The sequence below is a fragment of the Thermostichus lividus PCC 6715 genome (assembly GCF_002754935.1).
In the GTDB taxonomy this organism is placed as follows: domain Bacteria; phylum Cyanobacteriota; class Cyanobacteriia; order Thermosynechococcales; family Thermosynechococcaceae; genus Thermosynechococcus; species Thermosynechococcus lividus.
Map to the genome: position 1 here is coordinate 2,092,970 of NZ_CP018092.1, position 17,047 is coordinate 2,110,016.

At 53.5% G+C, this 17,047-nt stretch carries 15 protein-coding genes and 1 tRNA gene; 8 read left to right on the forward strand and 8 right to left on the reverse strand.

Annotated features, from left to right (window positions below; genetic code table 11):
• The first annotated feature begins 1 nt into the window (after position 1).
• Both BRW62_RS10200 and BRW62_RS10205 read left to right on the forward strand, forming a co-directional pair.
• A complete protein-coding gene (locus BRW62_RS10200) occupies positions 2-1,771 on the forward strand; it encodes an RDD family protein (protein WP_099799334.1) in 1,770 nt (589 codons plus the stop codon).
• Positions 1,772-1,792: 21 nt separating this feature from the next.
• The gene (locus BRW62_RS10205; RefSeq protein ID WP_099799335.1) at positions 1,793-2,404 is read left to right on the forward strand and encodes a hypothetical protein; all 612 of its coding nucleotides are present in this window, start codon (positions 1,793-1,795) and stop codon (positions 2,402-2,404) included.
• 57 nt (positions 2,405-2,461) lie between these two features.
• Here BRW62_RS10205 and rsmG read toward each other — a convergent pair whose 3' ends face one another.
• The 3 genes from rsmG to BRW62_RS10220 all read right to left on the reverse strand — a co-directional run bounded on the left by rsmG (position 2,462) and on the right by BRW62_RS10220 (position 4,358).
• Complete coding sequence (rsmG, locus tag BRW62_RS10210) at positions 2,462-3,142, reverse strand: 16S rRNA (guanine(527)-N(7))-methyltransferase RsmG (RefSeq protein ID WP_099799336.1); 681 nt, start codon at positions 3,140-3,142, stop codon at positions 2,462-2,464.
• A complete protein-coding gene (locus BRW62_RS10215) occupies positions 3,129-3,446 on the reverse strand; it encodes a hypothetical protein (protein ID WP_099799337.1) in 318 nt (105 codons plus the stop codon). The genes rsmG and BRW62_RS10215 overlap by 14 nt, the downstream gene beginning before the upstream one ends.
• 69 nt (positions 3,447-3,515) lie before the next feature.
• Entirely contained in the window at positions 3,516-4,358 is an 843-nt protein-coding gene (locus BRW62_RS10220) for a M23 family metallopeptidase (RefSeq protein WP_099799338.1), read from the reverse strand.
• 137 nt (positions 4,359-4,495) lie between these two features.
• Between BRW62_RS10220 and BRW62_RS10225 the strand changes: the two genes are divergently transcribed.
• The 4 genes from BRW62_RS10225 to BRW62_RS15340 all read left to right on the forward strand — a co-directional run bounded on the left by BRW62_RS10225 (position 4,496) and on the right by BRW62_RS15340 (position 6,489).
• A complete protein-coding gene (locus BRW62_RS10225) occupies positions 4,496-5,665 on the forward strand; it encodes an RNA-guided endonuclease InsQ/TnpB family protein (RefSeq protein WP_099799339.1) in 1,170 nt (389 codons plus the stop codon).
• A 58-nt stretch (positions 5,666-5,723) separates the two neighbouring features.
• Positions 5,724-5,796, forward strand: a tRNA-Thr gene (locus BRW62_RS10230).
• Between the two features lie 206 nt (positions 5,797-6,002).
• Positions 6,003-6,140, forward strand: a complete 138-nt coding sequence (locus BRW62_RS15335) for a helix-turn-helix domain-containing protein (RefSeq protein WP_198406008.1) — start codon at positions 6,003-6,005, stop codon at positions 6,138-6,140.
• Positions 6,141-6,222: 82 nt separating this feature from the next.
• Entirely contained in the window at positions 6,223-6,489 is a 267-nt protein-coding gene (locus BRW62_RS15340) for a zinc ribbon domain-containing protein (RefSeq protein WP_455650737.1), read from the forward strand.
• A 23-nt stretch (positions 6,490-6,512) separates the two neighbouring features.
• Here the strand turns inward: BRW62_RS15340 and BRW62_RS10245 are convergent, their stop codons facing one another.
• The gene (locus BRW62_RS10245; RefSeq protein ID WP_099799340.1) at positions 6,513-7,772 is read right to left on the reverse strand and encodes an FtsW/RodA/SpoVE family cell cycle protein; all 1,260 of its coding nucleotides are present in this window, start codon (positions 7,770-7,772) and stop codon (positions 6,513-6,515) included.
• A gap of 108 nt (positions 7,773-7,880) precedes the next feature.
• Here BRW62_RS10245 and trpA point away from each other — a divergent pair, with 108 nt between their 5' ends.
• Positions 7,881-8,669 carry a tryptophan synthase subunit alpha gene (gene trpA / locus BRW62_RS10250; RefSeq protein ID WP_376787944.1) on the forward strand — a complete coding sequence of 263 codons (789 nt, stop codon included), beginning with the start codon at positions 7,881-7,883 and terminating at the stop codon, positions 8,667-8,669.
• Here the strand turns inward: trpA and BRW62_RS10255 are convergent.
• From BRW62_RS10255 to BRW62_RS10270, 4 genes are all read right to left on the reverse strand, one after another.
• A complete protein-coding gene (locus tag BRW62_RS10255) occupies positions 8,666-10,411 on the reverse strand; it encodes a ShlB/FhaC/HecB family hemolysin secretion/activation protein (protein ID WP_099799342.1) in 1,746 nt (581 codons plus the stop codon). The two genes, trpA and BRW62_RS10255, sit on opposite strands and share 4 nt — an antisense overlap.
• A 188-nt stretch (positions 10,412-10,599) precedes the next feature.
• The gene (locus BRW62_RS10260) at positions 10,600-11,274 is read right to left on the reverse strand and encodes a TVP38/TMEM64 family protein (protein ID WP_099799343.1); all 675 of its coding nucleotides are present in this window, start codon (positions 11,272-11,274) and stop codon (positions 10,600-10,602) included.
• Complete coding sequence (gene nblS / locus BRW62_RS10265) at positions 11,246-13,201, reverse strand: two-component system sensor histidine kinase NblS (RefSeq protein ID WP_099799344.1); 1,956 nt, start codon at positions 13,199-13,201, stop codon at positions 11,246-11,248. The genes BRW62_RS10260 and nblS overlap by 29 nt, the downstream gene beginning before the upstream one ends.
• 45 nt (positions 13,202-13,246) lie before the next feature.
• On the reverse strand, positions 13,247-15,772 hold the full coding sequence (locus tag BRW62_RS10270; RefSeq protein ID WP_099799925.1) for a mannose-1-phosphate guanyltransferase: 2,526 nt from the start codon (positions 15,770-15,772) through the stop codon (positions 13,247-13,249).
• Positions 15,773-15,974: 202 nt separating this feature from the next.
• Here BRW62_RS10270 and hrcA point away from each other — a divergent pair, with 202 nt between their 5' ends.
• The gene (gene hrcA / locus BRW62_RS10275) at positions 15,975-17,045 is read left to right on the forward strand and encodes a heat-inducible transcriptional repressor HrcA (RefSeq protein WP_099799345.1); all 1,071 of its coding nucleotides are present in this window, start codon (positions 15,975-15,977) and stop codon (positions 17,043-17,045) included.
• Positions 17,046-17,047: the final 2 nt, after the last annotated feature.

The window sequence follows — 17,047 nt, forward strand, 5'->3', positions numbered from 1 at the left end:
CATGTTTGGGTTTAATCGCCGTGGGCGGCCAGCCCAGTCCCTCTCCAGTGGCAATATCACCACTGTGGCGCTGGAAATTTATCGCCACCAAGGTAATCGCTACTTTCTGCTGAGCCTCTTTGCCCATGCATGGTTTTTTCTATTGACGATTGCGGCCATTATCGTTTTGCTGGTGGCGATCGCCCTTGCTGGGTTTACCCTTGCGGCCTTCAACGGTGCTGGGGGATTTTTAATCCTAGTGGGGACTGGTGTTCTCATCGCCCTGCCTATCTATCTGTTTGGCTGGACCCGCTTCATGGCTAGCGGTGCCCTTATTTCCCGGCGGATGTACACGGTGTTAGCAGCCCTTGAGGAGTCAGAAACCGAAGCCCGCGCAGCCATTTTCCCCAAGATGGCGCACTATTTGCTGGCAACCCTCTTGGTTAGCCTGATTTTAGCGGTTGTCTATGCCATTTTGGCGGCGATCGCCTACGTCCTATACCTAGGGATCTGGCCACTCATCCAACTCATTGACACCGACAGCCTGTCCGATGCCGCACGGGGGTTTCTGTTGATGAGCGCTGCCCTTGGTGGGCTGCTGGTATTACTACTTGCCCTCCTAGTCATTTCCTACGTCAGTGCCCGCCTCTCCCTTGTGGATGTTGTCCTTGCCCTAGAGCCGGGCACAACACCAAGGCGATCGCTGCAGCGGAGTTGGCAGTTAACCCAAGGGCAGACATGGCATACCCTCACCGTTTTTTTCATTGCGTCTGTGTTGGTCATTCCCGCCAATATTGTGGCCAGCATTATTAATAGCTTGGTGATTATCCCCATTGCGGGGTTATTTGTGGGGGTATTGTTACTTCCGCTCTGGCAAGGCATTAAAGCGGTCATGTACTGGGATCTGCGAATCCGTAACGAAGGTGCTGCCTTTCAAGTGCGTCCGGAAGCCGCAAACCCCATGCGGTGGCTACGGCGAGTGACCTTACGCACTCCCGAAAGTATTGAACTTGACTTTGCCCTAGCGGGGATTGGCAGTCGTGCCCTTGCTTGGCTCATTGACCAAGTCATTCTCTATAGCGCTCTGGTGCTCTTTTCTCTGCTGGCAGCTTACATCTACATCTATACCATCTATCCTTGGCTAATTGAGGTTGCCCCCAACAGTGACCAACGTGTTGAGGCATGGAGCTTAGGGCTTTACCTTTTGGTGATCTTTGCCCTCTATAACGGCTACTACATTTTCTTTGAATCCTACTGGCAAGGACAAACCCCCGGCAAACGCTATGCGGAAATCCGCGTTGTCCACGAGAATGGCCGTCCGATTGGCATTAAAGAGGCCACCTTGCGCAGTCTGCTACAGTCCATTGATGTTGCTTTTTTTGGCATAGGAGCGCTGCTTATTGCGTTAACGCGATCAGAAAAACGGCTGGGGGATATGGTGGCAGGCACACTCGTCATTCAGGATGAGCAAGCAACCCGCCTAGCACCACTGGCTCCAGCCGTGAATGCCGAAACAACGGCGTGGGTTGCTCCATTGCGGCAAACTGCCCGCTGGGAACACATAACCCCTGAGCACTATCTAATGCTGCGAAACTTCCTCAATTCTCGAGATCAACTCAGCCCAGTAGGTCGCTACCAAGCTGCGCGTGAGCTGCGACAACACCTAGAACCCTTATTGCTACCATCTGAGAACCCACTCTCGCTGGATACCAGTCAACTCAGTGCCGAGGCCTTTTTGGAAGCCCTGTACCTTGCCTACCGCCAACAGTACCAATCGTCCTCCCCCTCCTAATCGAGAGAAGCAGAGAAGTCTATGCGTTATCTAATCCCCCTTGGTTATAGCCTTGCCTTTGTGAGCATAATCCTGCCGGCCATCAGTGTTGCCAGCGAAGTAACTTTACAAGCCGTTGCGCCTACTCCTCAACGTTACGCCCTTATGGGGGTCTCCTTTGAAACCCCCGTGAGTTTTTCAGCACCAACCGCAATGGGGGAAAATGGCGTGGCGGTGGTCTATCCGGCCAACTCAGTGCCCGGTGAGCACGAGCTAATGGTGAGCTTAATTAGCTTGCCTCCCATGAGTGATGTCCTCGGAGGCCTATCGGATCAGGAACTGCGCAGTTGGTTGAGGTTTACTGAAGTGGACGGCCCCCTGTCTGCTGCCCCCGGACGGATTGAACGCCGCATGTTAGGGCGGCGGGTTCGTGGGGAGGTGTTTTATCATCAAACCCCTCGCCCCCTGCACCAAGAGCTATACCTAATGCGCCTACAGGGAGGGCGACGGTTAGCCATGATTTTTGAAGCGGACGATCACGTGCCGCTGCCAATGATTGAACAGGTCTTCAGCCATGTGGCAGCAACCGCTCAGGAATTAGCGCCGCGATCGCGGGAGTGGAAGCGCAGCTTTGAATGGTGGAAACACCGTTGATCGAGTCCCTAGTCTGCAAACTGCGAACGTGAGCGCATTGTAGCTCTCCAAACTGCCCTAGGTTCGCTGGAGGTATAGGCAATGGCGCTGAGCATGGCTAAGGGGGGTGACAAAGTCCTGCACGTCTAAGAGTTGGCTGTGATAGCGGGGCAGGAGTGCGTTTAAGGTGTTGACTTCAGGAGCTGTCCATTGCCCACGATAAAGGATAAGAATACCCCCCGGACGCAGCCGTGGTAGGCCGTACTGACAGCAACGAGCTAAGTCTCCCACCGCGCGAATCATCGCTAAGTCGTAGGTGAATTGATGCGCTTCGGCACGCCCCCACTGGGGTCTGAGGTTGCTCAACCCTAGCTGCTGTGGTAGCGATTCTAGAAATCTTACCTTTTTTTGGGTGGCCTCCAGTAAGGTAATCTGCCAATCGGGACGGGCGATCGCCACGGGCACCCCCGGAAAGCCGCCGCCGCTGCCAATATCAACCACCCGCTGGATCGAGGCGCCCCACGGAGACGACCTTGGCAGTAACCAAGGGGCAATTCCCCTGAGAGAGTCCCAGAGGTGTTTTTCCCAAAAATCTGTTGCGGTGGTAATACGGGTGAGGTTAATTGACTGATTCGCCCTTAAAACTGCACCATAAAAACGCTGAAACTGTTCCTGCTGGCGATCGCTGGGCTGCCAATGCAGCGTTTCTTGCCACAGCGCAGCATTGAGGGGCAGCAGCAGCGGGTTAGCTGTCGCCATCACCGGCGGGTAGTTCTTTTTTGGCCGTTAGCACCTCCCACGCTGCTTTGAGCCGCTCTTCAAAGTCTTTGACGTGGACAGACACCGTATCAGCATTTGCTTTGAGGTCGGCCATTGCGGCTTCCAGTGCTTTTTGTACATCCGCTGGCAACGCTTTCAACTGGGCTGCTGCAAATCGCTGCAAGGCGGCCATCAGCGCCTTTGCTGCTTCGGTTACCTCTTCGGGGCTAGCAGCAACAGATTCGGACGGTTCAGAGGTTGGTGTCGTATCAACCGTTTCCGTAGAGGTTGGTTCGTCAGACATAAGCGTAATTGCTCCCAAGCAAACATCTACTGGTGAGTATAGCTTGACTTTTCAGATTCTCCCATGGACTTACAGCCAAGCGTATGCCATCCATGGGCGGGGATCGACACATTCGCCATTCACGTAAAGTCCCCAGTGCAAATGGGGGCCGGTGGATGCGCCTGTGTTGCCGACCGTCCCAATCACTTGACCTGCTTCCACGATTTGCCCCTCTTGAACGCGAATGTCATCGAGGTGTAAGTAGATGGTGAGAACACCTTGGCCATGATCAATGCCAACGGTATTGCCATGAATTAAAAAGCCCTGGGCTTCTCGACCCACTAGGGCAACCCGCCCGCGCTGCGCAGCTTTGACGGCGGAGCCTCGCGGTCCAGCATAGTCTAACCCCCGATGGAAATAGTCTTGGGCAAACACACCGTTATAGTAGCGGCGGACACCGTAGGGGGTCGTCACCGGACCACTGTTGGGACGAACAAAGGCATCTGTCCACAGTTTTTCGGGGGTTACTAGGGCTTTGAAGGCATCCACCCGATCAAACTCGGCATCGGTGCCTTGGGAGTCTTTGCCGGGGGGTAGCCAAATCCGCTGCACCGGAAAGGAGCGATTGCCAACCCACAACAGCATATTTCGGGTTTCACCGCCAGCACGCACAATTAGCGATCGCCGCCCCGGCGGTTGTAGCGGTGTCGTCGGTACAAAGGCACGCCACTGTTGCTGAGCGATAGGAAAGACTGGCATTGGTTTACCGCCGGCCTCCACTGTGGGTTTTTCAGCAGCTGTGACCACAATACTAAAGGTATCCCCTAAAACAGCACGATCGGGACTGACGCTGACGCTGAGGGGAGTGGTGGTTGCAGCCAGCGAGATGAGTGCGGCAGCAGGGACAAACCAAGGCAAGAGGTTCTGGGACATCATAAAAACTCAAGTGCCACGGCACTTCTCCTAGTCACATCGGGTAGGGCTGGAAGCCCCGTACTTCAGTGCGGGGAGGAAAGCCTCTTTAGCAACTTCAGTTGCCATATTACCATTTAGGCGCATAAAATGAACTCATGCTACAGCAAATACTGACCATTGTCTGTCAACTAAATCCCACTGCAGAGCAAATTGTCAAGCTAGACCAAGTTCTGCAGGGCTTCGCTGAGGCTTGCAGATACATCAACAGTACCATTTGCCCCAGCATTACTAACAAGAACCGTATTCAGAAAGAAGTTTACGGAGCAGTACGACAGCAATTCGGCTTAACCGCTAACTTGGCTGTCAGGGCTTGTGCCAGAGTTGCCGCTAACCGCAAGGTGGGAAAGGTTAAGGGATTCAGGGCTACTTCTGTGGATTATGATGCTCGCCTGTTTGACTACAGAGCGAAAGAACAATGCGTTAGCCTCTCCACCCTAAACGGACGGGAACGCATTCCCTTAGTGGTGGGTAACTATCAGATAGAAAAACTCAAGGGCAAGAAGCCTACTTCTGCCACTCTCTGCAAACGCAAAGATGGTAAGTTTTATATCCACATCCAAGTAAAGGAAGAAGTGCCAGAACCTCAGACTGGACATGGGGTTTTGGGCGTTGACTTCGGTAGGACAGACATTGCACATACATCGGAAGGAGACAACTGGCATGGACAGCAGTTAACTAAGGTACGAGACCACTACTCCAAACTGAGGGCGGTACTCCAGCAGAAAGCCAGTAAAGGCACACGCAGTTCTAGGCGTAGATGTCGGGAACTGGTGAAACGGCTATCTGGCAGGGAGAGACGCTTTCAGGCATGGGTGAACCACTGCATTTCTAAGACCATTGTGGCAAGGGCAAAAGCAACGGGCAGTGTTATTGCTTTGGAAGACCTGACAGGGATACGGGAGCGCACTAATCAAGTACCTCGTTCTAAAACAGAGCGTAGGCGTGCCAACAGTTGGGCGTTTTACCAACTGCGTAGCTTCATTAGCTACAAGGCACTCAAAGCAGGTGTGGGAATAGTGCTAGTTAATCCTCGCTACAGTAGTCAAACTTGCCACAGATGCCTGCATATTTACCCCGACCCAAAGCAGTCCTATCGCACTGGGAAGCAGTTTAAGTGCGGGCATTGTGGCTGGACAGGAGACGCAGATTTCAATGGTGCTAGTGTAATTGCGCTTTTGGGGGCTGTTGTAAACCAGCCTAGAGGTTCGGGCTTGTCTTGTTCTCTTGCAGAACATAACAGGCTCAGGGCTACTGAAAGCCCCTGACTTCAGTCAGGGGAAGTTTACCCAAACGGTCTCTATCTTTGATAGACTTAAAAATTGTGCTGGTGTAGCTCAGTTGGCAGAGCAACTGACTTGTAATCAGTAGGTCAGGGGTTCAAGTCCCCTCACCAGCTTCTCTTTAACATTCCTTGCGGGAAGTCCCTAGGTGAAGTCTTCGGAACCTAGGGATGAAAGCAAGGGCAGAATATAGTTATTCAGACGGAGATTCTTGTTGCTTGATGTATTCTTTCAGCACATCAAGTGAATACAAAAAACAGCGTGAGAACTCTTTCTAAGAGAGAGCTGCATTGGACGTTAGGTGAGTGCTAGCATATTAGACATGATAGTAACACGTAGAACTACTTTTCGATTTTATCCTACTAAATCTCAAGAGTCGAAGCTACATTATTGGCGACGACTCCACAAAGATTTGTATAACGCCTGCCTTAAAAGGCAGGCAAAAAACAGGGCTAAATAGGTCTTTGTTAGATGTCGGGATTGGCAATTTGGTATCGCTAATCAGGTACAAGCTTGATGAATGCGGTGGGGTATTCGTTGAAGTGCCTCTCAAAATCGCTCCCTCCCAAGTCTGCCCTCAATGTGGCCACAAAAAGAAAAAGGAGTTGTCCCAACATGTGCATAATTGCGATAAATGCAACTTTGTTGCTGACCGTGACGTGGCAGCAGCGATGGTAATGCTCAATTATGCCAAGGGGTTAGGAACTAGCCTCTCAAACGTCGATGCTGAACCTCTTTCTAAAGCCCCACAGTTTTGTGGAGGGTTGAGGAAAGTTCAGCAGATGAAGCGTCAGAAACCTCGCACGTAGCTTAAGCAGAGTGCGTAGGTAGTTCATAGCTTGCGCTGCTTATAGCGAGGTATGTTCTGGGGACGCAAGGGGGTCACCGGCGTGGCGCGACGGCGGGTTCTGACGGTAGGGGTGCGGGTCTGCTGGTTAATGGATGTGGGTAGGGGAAGAATTGTTGCCTGATGAGCCTCCCGAGCACTGCGGATGAGCAGCCCAGCGATCGCCAGACTCGCCATAATGGAGCTACCCCCATAGCTAAAGAGGGGAAAGGGCAGGCCAGTGGTGGGCAGAATGCCAATGGCAACGCCCATGTTAATCAGCGCCTGTAGCAGCATAATCACGGTGGCACCAAGGGCAATCAGTTGCACCACCAGCTCACGACATTGATGGACAACCCGCATCCCTAGGTAGCCATAGGCGGCCAGCAACGCCAGTAAAAATAGGCAACCGACTAAGCCCATTTCCTCAGCGTAAATGGAAAAAATAAAATCTGTGTGCTGAATCGGCAGATAGGCAAGCTTCTGCTGCGAGAAACCATAGCCCGACCCAAAGACCCCGCCGGAGGCAACCGCCAGTAGGCTCTGCACCAGTTGATAGCCATCCCCCATGGCGTCAGACCAAGGGTCTAAAAAGGACATTACCCGCCGCCGTTGGTAATCATTAATGCTAATACTCAATACGGCTAAACCCACGCCGCTGATCGCCGTCATACTCAGGGGCATCAATGGTAAGCCTGCCCCTAGAGCAACCAGCCACAAACTCATGCCACACAGAGCCGTGGTACTCAAATTCGGTTGAATCAGAATTCCCACGAGGGTTAGGGCAAAGGCGCTGAGCCAGAAGCAGCGGGCTTTGAGGTGGAGCCGCCGCCACGAGCTAAAGACCCATGCCGCCTGTAGCACCAAAAAGGGTTTCATCATTTCTGACGGCTGAATTTGCACCGGACCAACGCTAATCCAGCGGGTTGCGCCCATCATTGTGCTGCCAACGCCCGGCAACCGTGTCGCCCAAATCAAGAGCAAAAATAAAAAAAAGCCCGGTATGGCCATTTGCAGCGATCGCCGTAACGGCAGCCGGATAAAGACCTGAAACCCCCCCCACCCCAATGCCAGCCAAATTAACTGCCGCTTAAAGAAATAAAGCCCATCGCCTGCCTCTGCTAAGCCCACAGGAAAGCTCGCAGAAAACAGCACCACCATCCCCAAGCCCAACCACACAAGTGTGAGCCAGTGGAGTAATCGTGCCTCCAGTGTCCAATCCTTAACGGCGCGATCGCCTAGGGGAAGAAAACGCCACCACTTCACAATGGAATCACCCTCGCTGGCACCGTGCCACTATAGGAACCGTTTCTAATCTGGCACAATTATTATGCATCTTCTGTCGTGGACTCAATGCCCGTGAACTCCTTAACCGTGCCCTCTGTCTCGGAACGTTTTGAACAGTGCCGATCGGCGCAACGCTGCGCCCTTATCCCGTTTCTAACGGCGGGAGACCCTGATCTAGAAACAACAGCGGCGGCACTTAAGGCTCTAGATCGCCACGGCGCGGATCTCATTGAACTGGGGATGCCCTACTCGGATCCCTTAGCTGATGGCCCAGTTATCCAAGCAGCCGCTACCCGTGCGCTGCGAAAGGGCACCCGTTTGGCGGCGGTGCTAGAAATGGTTCAGAATCTACAACTGCGCACCCCTTTAATTTTGTTTACCTACTACAACCCCATTTACCATCACGGCATTTCTAACTTTCTAAAGGCAGTGGCCACGGCGGGGATCAAAGGCTTGGTTATTCCTGATCTTCCCCTTGAAGAAGCTGAACCTGTTCTTGAGGAAACCGCTGCCCTTGGCGTGGAACTCACTCTTTTGATTGCACCCACCACCTCGCCAGAGCGGATGCAGGCGATCGCCCGTGCCTCCCAAGGGTTTATCTATCTGGTGAGCACCACCGGAGTCACTGGCATGCGGCAGGAAATGGCCAGTCGGGTTCAAGACCTGATCCACACCCTGCGCCAAATTACCCCTAAACCCATTGGCGTAGGCTTTGGCATTTCTAACCCTGAACAGGCTCATCAAGTGAAGGTATGGGGAGCCGATGCCGCCATTGTCGGGAGTGCCTTTGTCAAACGCCTTAGCGACCCTAGCCAAGGACTGGAGGCCGTAGCCAGTTTTTGCCAAGCCCTACGTACTGCCCTAGACACCCCCTAGGGACGTACCGTCAGACTAAAGTAAATGCCATCGGACTGCAAACTGTCCACCTGTCCCGGCAGATTGAGTAAGGGGGCAGCATACTCTAGCTTCAGGTCTAAGTTAGGGGTGGGCTGCACCAACAACCCCATCCCTAGCCCTGCAATGACATTATTGGGCACGGCTCCCGCCGGATTTGTGCTATTGTTCCAAACCCAACCCAGATCAAAGAGTGGACCAATGGAAATAATGGGTCGCCGGTTTGCCGTGCGCATCACCGGAAAACGAGCTTCCCCCGAAAAACGTACGCCATTATCCCCAGACAGGGCGTTTGTGGAGTAGCCTCGCACCGAGAGGCCGCCGCCAATGACAAACTGGTGAAAAGGCAGCAGGTTACTCGGACTTAACTGCACATCGGTGCGCAACACCAGAAAATTATCCCCCCACAACCGCTGTAACCGCTGACCTTGGCCGAGCCAGCTAAAAAAGTTGCCATCCGGAATTGATCCGGGGTTTTCAGTAGCGCCAAAAATAGGTACGCCAAAGTTAAACTGAGAGCGGAACACCCACGCTCCTTGGGTGTCGCGGCGAGTATATTCTTGGGCAAACTCCAAAACCCGCGATGCATTGTAGCCAGTGGCATCAGACCCAATCGACAGAGGCGTGGGCACTCCCGCCACAAAGGTTTGCCCAGACTGCATCAGGAAACCAATACCAAAGGCCAGTTCTTCGCGCACATTGCGGATCACTGGCTGCCGGAAACTCGCTTGATAAATAGAGGATTCACTGCGGATATTGAAGGCGGCAAGGGCTGGGGGTTGGGTGATTTCACTATCGGCTTGTACCGTGCGAATAGAAAAGGTGCCATTCATGGCATTGAGGGGGATGCTGTAGCCAAACTCAGCAGTGTTTGAAGCGCCCCAATCAAAGGTTCCCAAGTTATTCCCGATGGCATAGGAGCCGTAGATAGTATCGCCACGGCCACTCAGGTTACTGTAGCCCAAAAAGGCAGTGGCCCGGTTGGGGGCGATCGCTGGTGGGGTAATATTGTCGAGGCCAAAGGCCGCATTAAACCACCGCGCGGGCACCACCCGCACCACTAAAATACTATCTTCCGGCTTCGTGCCGGGTCTTAAGCTGGCAGAAAGGTTGAGAAATAGCGGATCAACTCGCAACAGTCGCAATTGCTCTTCTAGCTTGTTGGAGTTAAGGGGCACGCCTGCTCCCAGCTCAATGCGGCTGCGGATATACCGCTGCAGGATCCCCTTATTCCCCTCAATTTGGATGGCTTCAAGGCGACCTTCAATCACTTGAATAGTGATGGTGCCATCGGCACTCACTTGCTCTGTTAAAACCGCTCGCGAGGTTAAATAGCCACCATCTAAATACAGTTTAGTAATGGCATCGGCTGCTGCTTGTAACTCGTCTAGGGTAACTTGCCGCCCTTCAAGGGGGGTCACAATTGGATCAAATTCCGCAGCACCGAAAATTGTGCTCCCTTCCACAACAATTTTTCGCACAGGGATGAGCACCGTGCGCCCCCCTTGGCTAGGAGGAGGCAGTGGCTGGGCAGGGGTGTCAAGGACGGCAGGGGGAGTAGCCGGTAAGGGGGGCGGCTCTGGTAGCGGTGGTTGAAGTTCCAGTTGAGTGGGGTTCGTCAGCGGAATCGAGGCAACTGATGCTGGGGCGAGCCAACCGCCTAATCCCCATAGCAGCGATGCCGCAACGGGATGGCTAATGAATAGAAATGGGACTATTTTCACGTCTTTAACCCCACATTAAAAGCTAACAAGCAATAACTACAGCACTGCAAATAACAGAAATATAAAAATATAAGCAGTTCTTATAGAATATCTAGAAGTGTGAGGAGAACGTATTTGACAGAGAATTCTTTAAGATTCTAACGGATGATTCGTCAGCCGCCAAGTAAATATACGCAAACGATGGTTGCTCAGCGTTTGGTGGGGCGCTTGCGCCGTTGCCACCACAGGGGCAGCACTGTCAAGGACAGTAGTGCTAGGCTGGCTGCGAGGAACGGCAGTTGGTTACCGGTTGTCAGCAGGGTATCGCCCGCTGCCCCTAACCATGCGTAGGTGACAATGCTGGGAATCAGTCCGATAAATGTGGCGGCCGCATATACAGTAACAGGAATAGCTGTTAAGCCAAAGCCGAAGTTAACAAGACTAAAGGGCGAAAAGGGGGCAAGGCGCACCGCTAAAATGAACCAAAAAGGCTGGCTTGCCACCGATTGTTGCAGGGTGTGCAGCCAAGGATGGTGGGCGATGCGCTGTTGTAGCCAATCATAGGCACAGTAGCGAGCCACTAAAAACGCAAGGATCGCACCAAGGGTTGCCCCTAGGAGTGCCCAGACACTGCCCCACACCCATCCAAACAGCGCCCCGGCAATCATTGGGAAAAAGGTTCCGGGAACCCCCACAGCAGTGGCCACCGCAAATAGAACAACGTAGCCAGCAACAGCATAGGTGCCCCAACTGCGAATGAGGGTCACAAGGGCAGAATAGTCGAGCCACCAACTGAGGCTCCCTAAGCTCATTCCCATCAGGGCGATCGCCCCCAAGAGCCAGAGGGTAGAGCCTTTAGGGCGAGGGCAGCGCAGTTTCCACATTGCTTTGCTCAGGGGGTAGCAACGCGGTCTCGTCAATGGCTAAATCGAACCAGAAGGTACTGCCTACTCCTACTTCACTAATGAGATGAATGTGGGTGTTGTGCTTGTGGATAATGTCTTGGACAATGGCTAGACCCAAGCCCGTCCCCTCAAGGGTGTGGACGCGATTCTCAACGCGGAAGAAACGCTCAAACACTCGGGGTTGATCTTCAGGGGCAATGCCCATCCCTGTGTCCGCCACTTCAATGCGCACCCGCTCCTGCTCGGGGTCACTGGGAGGATGCCACACATAGGCTCGAATAACAACCCGTCCCCCCTCTGGGGTGAATTTGAGAGCATTGCCCACCAAGTTGGTTAAGGCACCAATGAGTAAATCGTAGTTCCCCCACACCGCTGGTAGGGGGGTGTCCACCTCCGTAGAAAGCTCAATGGACTTGTTGGCGGCATTCAGTTGGTAGGTGCGCAGAATTTGCTCGATCACTTGCCCCATGTGTACCGCCCCAAATTGGTAGGGGCGACCGGACTCCAGCCTAGAAATATCAAGGAAATCATTGACTAAGCGGGTGAGGCGATCGGTTTCGTGATTGGCGGTGGCCAGAAACTCTTGCTGCTTTTCATCGCTTAGCTCACTGCCATACTCTTGGATGGTTTCAATGATGGATTTGATGTTGAACAGCGGCGTGCGTAGCTCGTGGGACACATTGCTAATCAGTTGTGCCTTGGCCTCGTTGAGTTCCACTTCACGGGTAATATCTTGGATGGTAATAGCAATTCCCTTGGGTTTTTCCCGCTGGGCATCCATGACGGTAGTCAGCAAAATCCGTACTGATCGCGGGCTGGGTTCCTGCAAGGTGACCCGAAATTCACCCCCCTCCGACTGGCCGGAGGAGGCCTTAAACAGTGGACAGGTCAGTTTCTCGCAGACTGGCGCCGGAAAGCAACTCAAGGCGCTTTGGCCAATGACGTTCATTCCTTCCCAGTTAAATAGCCGCTGGGCAGTGGGGTTCACCAGAATAACCCGCATCTCAGTGTCCAGCAGAATCGCACCATCAGCAATAGTGGAAACAAGGGTATCCAGTTTCGCTTTTTCAGCTTGCAGTTCCTCTACATTCTGGGCCTCGTAGGAGGCCAGCCGCTCTGCCATATCGTTAAAGCTGGTAATCAGCTCTCCCAGTTCGCCGCCAAAGGGAAGGTTGATCCGCTGCTTAAAGTTGCCCGCAGCAATATTTTTCACCCCCTGTACCAATTCTTTGATGGGTTGAGTAATGGTCAAGGCGTTAAACACGCCGCCTAAAATCACCATGATCCAGAGGGAGACAAACACTGCAATGGTCAGATCTCGGGTGAGGCTAGCAGAGGCTATGAAGGTTTCGTTAGGATTGATGCCGATCGCCACCACGCCTAAATTCTGACCATTAAAGCTCAGGGGCACAAAAACATCTGCCACTAGGCCATCGGGGGTTTGGTGTTGGCGCACCAGTGGCTCTTGCCGCTCGCGATAGCTTTCGGGCAGTTGCATGCGGCGGCGGAGGGTCAGGGCGCTTTCGACTTGGGGGGCAGAGTAGGGTAGCCCGTAGTAAATTTCCCCTGTGGGATCGGCATAGAGGATGTAGCGGATACTGGCGCTACGTTCATAGAACTTACGGGAAAACTCAGCCACGGCGGTAGTATCCCCTTGGGCAATGAGGGGGGCAACATCGGCAGCCAGTAGCAAGCCCAGATCCCGGCCATAGCGGGTGTCGTTAAGGTGGGCATTGGTTTGAATGGTGTTCACTGCCCAAAAGGTGAGCGCGCTCATGATGATCGAAACCACCAGCGTTGCTGTGGCCATCAGGCGGGTTTGAATCTTAAATTCTGACCACCAGCGGGCGATCGCCCGAAACGCTTCCTTAATGTCCCCCTGAGCTGTTGTTTTCAAAACCACCATGCTGCCTAAAAGTACAAAAAATTTATCTAATTTTACGAGTTCTTCTTATATTTTTGCATCTGCCACCGTTTCTAGGCGGGCGAATTGTTCAATGCGGTGCGTATAACGGTGCAACATCTGCTCATTCCACGCCGCGTCATGGCTGTTGACGTACAGGTGCACTAAGGGTTCACTGGCATCGGGCAAGACCAAGATCCAGTTATTGGTGTTGGGGTCGCCAATTTTAACCCCATCAATCAAGTTCAGGTGTGCCCGTGGCTGGGTTTCCACAAGGTGGCGCATTAAGGACCCTTTGGCAATCCACGGGCAGCGGATAGCACGGTGATGGTAGTGAACTTTGGGTAGCTCTTGGCGTATCGCAGTTAAGGGCTTACCAATCAAGGCCAGCATTTCAATGAGGGTGGCGATGGTAAACATGGCATCAAAGCCCGGATGCAACTGGGGAAAAATAAAGCCCGTTTCCGCTGCTCCGCCAAGAACCACGCCGCTGTGGTGCTGGCAGGCTTCCATTAGATCTGTAGGGTTGGTGCGGGTGCGCAGAATGTGCCCCCCCAACTGCTGGGCAATGGTTTCTACTGCGCTGGAGGTGGTGACGGGAACAGCCACTGTACTGCCGGGATGGGTCAGCAAGACCAAGTAGGTCATTAGTGCTGTGAGTTCCTGATCGCTGACCACCGCGCCACTGTTATCCACAAGGGTGAGCCGCTCGCCATTGGCGGACACCTGTACCCCTAAGCTGGCGGACAGTGCTGTGACGACTTGTCCCAGTTCCCGTAGCAGACGCTGGCGCTCCAAAATATTGAGGGGGGTGGGGTGCAGGGTTGCATTCAACACCACTGCATCACAGCCAAACTTATTGAGGATTTGTGGCAGCACCACCCCCGATACCGCATAGGCGTAGTCAATAACAATTTTGGCGGGGTTGCCATAAAACAGTTTTGTATTCAGCCATTTTTCAAACCCTTGGGCGTAGGCAGCAACGCTATTGTTGGGTTGTGCCATCGTCCCCACATCCCTGAGAATGACCCGGCGAATATCTTCACGGAAGTAGGCGGTTTCAATCTGGCGTTCGCGGGCACGACTCAGGTTAATGCCTTTATGGTCAAAAAATTCAATTAGCAATTGATCGGCGCGATCGGGGTGGGCACGAACGTGAATACCGCCGCTCACCGAAAGGGTCTGAGCCGCAAAGCGGGCAATGGGCAGGGCGATCGCCTCCAAATTCAAGACATGAATCCCCACAGACATCAACCCCGACATCAGGGCATGCGCCACCATACGCGAGACACTGCGCTGATCGCGAGAAACAAGTACACTGGTGCCCGGCTCAAGGGTGGAAGCATAGGCTGCCGCCAAACGTACGGCAAACTCTGGGGTAATATCCACATTGGCCACCCCCGCCACCCCCCGCTGGCCAAATAGATACCGCTGCCCTGTGGTTCCCCAGATCAAACTTTCGTTAACGATCGCCCCCGGCTCAATCCGCTTGCCCGGCCACAGCCGCACTCCTTGACTGAGGCTGGCCTCCTCCCCAATCACTGAACGGGTACCGACAATCACCCCTTCGTTGAGAGTGACGTGGCGATCCACATGCACATGGCGAGCCAAGATGCAGTGCTCGAGGTGGCTATCATCGCCAACAAACACCCCATTCCAAGCCACCACACCGCGCAGTTGGCTGCCATTGCCAACAATGACGTTATCTGACAGCACCGTCCCTGCAGCGAGGGTTACGCCCGCACCAAGGCGGCAGTTATTCCCAAGCACAATCGGGTCTTCTAGCTGGATATCCTGGGGCAAGGTGGTGTTGCGCCCCACCCACACCCGCGGCTGTACCTCAGTGCCCTGAATGTCTAACTGAACTCGACCGTAGAGGGCATCCCGCTGCACCTGCTGATAGGTTTGCAAGCTACCCACATCGCACCAATAGGCATCGGTAATGTACCCGTACATGGGCACGTCTGCCTGGAGCAACAGGGGAAACAAATCTCGAGAAAAGTCCCGCTCTGTCCCGCCGCTGAGATAGTCCATCACGGTTGGACTGAGCAGGTACATACCGGTGTTGACAGTATCTGTAAAGACTTCCCCCGCTGAGGGCTTCTCGAGAAAGCGGCGAATCCGCCCCTCCTCATCCGTAAAGACAATCCCGAATTCCTTGGGATTGGACACTCGAGCTAAGATCAAGGTAACGGGAGCACGGTGTTGGTGGTGAAAGCGAATGGCCTCGCTGAGGTTCACATCCGTAATGCTGTCGCCACTGACCACCAAGAAGGGATCCGCCAGCAGGTGGGCAATATTTTTCACAGAGCCAGCGGTACCAAGGGGCTGCTCTTCCTCAACCACATAGCTCAGGTGCACCCCAAACTCACTGCCATCCCCAAAATAATCGCGCACAACATCAGGGAGATAGTGCAGGGTCATCACCACATCATCTAGGCCGTGGCTGCGCAGCAGATTGAGAATGTGCTCTGCAATAGGACGATTGACCACTGGCACCATTGGCTTGGGCAAGTCGCAAGTGAGGGGGCGCAGCCGTGTACCACTGCCTCCAGCCATGAGGACGACGCGCAACTTCACCTCCTTCCGCTGTGTCTTGACGGGTATCCTTACTTTCTAGTCTAGGGGACACCCTAGGGGCAACTAGACCCCAGACCTAAGATTGCAATGATTATTTAGATGCGGCACCTGTAGGATTTTGCATTGCTGAATCAGCGTTCACTGGTTTATAGATAAAAGGAAGCACGGACGATCAACGTTAGGGATGTGTGGGGTTATGACGATTGAACTGAACGATCGCCAGAAGCAAATTCTTGGTGCCACCATCAACCACTACATTGCAACGGCAGAACCCGTTGGCTCTAAGGCGATCGCCACCGAATATAACCTTAAGGTTAGCCCCGCCACGGTGCGCAATATTATGCTGCTGCTAGAACGCAGTGGCCTGCTTTACCAACCCCACACCTCCGCCGGCCGTGTTCCCTCGGACTCTGGCTACCGTCTCTACGTTGATGAGTTAGTTCAGCCTATCCCCGATGTGGCGCAAAAAGCTGAGTCCCTCTTGGCCGAGCAGTTTTTGTGGGGGCGCTATCGCTTGGAAGTAATTTTGCGTCAAGCTGCTCAACTGTTATCTGATCTGAGTGGATACATTACATTAATTTCCTTGCCCAACAGTCTAGAGCGGCGCATCCGTTTAATTCAACTGGTGGCGCTGGATGCGCAACAGGTGATGGTTATCCTAGTGCTGGATAGCTATGAAACCCAATCGGCAGTCATTTCCTTGCCCAGTGAACCGCAAGAGATTGACCTGCGGGATCGGACATTGCAGGTGTTAACAAATTTTTTGAACCATCAATTGCGGGGGCGATCGCTAGTTGATTTAACGCTCATTGACTGGCAGCAATTAGACCTTGACTTTCAGGACTATGGCCAAAACCTCCAGTCCCTGTTTCAACAACTGAGCCAACGCTATGCCCAAGAAGGCACCTCCCTTGTGGTCAGTGGTCTTGCCGATGTGTTGCAGCAACCGGAATTCTCGCAGGTGGAACAAGTGCAAATGCTCTTGCACCTCCTTGAGGATCAGCAGGATCAGCTCACTCCTTTGATCAGCCCCGATCACACCGCCTCTTCCCAAGTGCAAATTCGCATTGGCACTGAAAATGCCCTTGCGCCAATGCACTGCTGCACCTTGGTCTATTCCTGCTACTGCTGCAGGAACGCCCCCGTTGGCACGATTGGTATTCTTGGGCCAACACGCATGTCCTACGCTCGTATCATTCCCTTGGTGGCCACGGCTGCCGATTACCTTTCCGAGCAGGTCAGCCGTTCCTATGCCGTCTCAGGATAGGA

Excerpts from the sequence above, each read along its gene's own strand:
- BRW62_RS10200 (WP_099799334.1), top strand. The coding sequence starts at position 2 with ATGTTTGGGTTTAATCGCCGTGGGCGGCCAGCCCAGTCCCTCTCCAGT.
- BRW62_RS10205 (WP_099799335.1), top strand. The coding sequence starts at position 1,793 with ATGCGTTATCTAATCCCCCTTGGTTATAGCCTTGCCTTTGTGAGCATA.
- rsmG (WP_099799336.1), bottom strand. The coding sequence starts at position 3,142 with ATGGCGACAGCTAACCCGCTGCTGCTGCCCCTCAATGCTGCGCTGTGG.
- BRW62_RS10215 (WP_099799337.1), bottom strand. The coding sequence starts at position 3,446 with ATGTCTGACGAACCAACCTCTACGGAAACGGTTGATACGACACCAACC.
- BRW62_RS10220 (WP_099799338.1), bottom strand. The coding sequence starts at position 4,358 with ATGTCCCAGAACCTCTTGCCTTGGTTTGTCCCTGCTGCCGCACTCATC.
- BRW62_RS10225 (WP_099799339.1), top strand. The coding sequence starts at position 4,496 with ATGCTACAGCAAATACTGACCATTGTCTGTCAACTAAATCCCACTGCA.
- BRW62_RS15335 (WP_198406008.1), top strand. The coding sequence starts at position 6,003 with ATGATAGTAACACGTAGAACTACTTTTCGATTTTATCCTACTAAATCT.
- BRW62_RS10260 (WP_099799343.1), bottom strand. The coding sequence starts at position 11,274 with ATGTGGAAACTGCGCTGCCCTCGCCCTAAAGGCTCTACCCTCTGGCTC.
- nblS (WP_099799344.1), bottom strand. The coding sequence starts at position 13,201 with ATGGTGGTTTTGAAAACAACAGCTCAGGGGGACATTAAGGAAGCGTTT.
- hrcA (WP_099799345.1), top strand. The coding sequence starts at position 15,975 with ATGACGATTGAACTGAACGATCGCCAGAAGCAAATTCTTGGTGCCACC.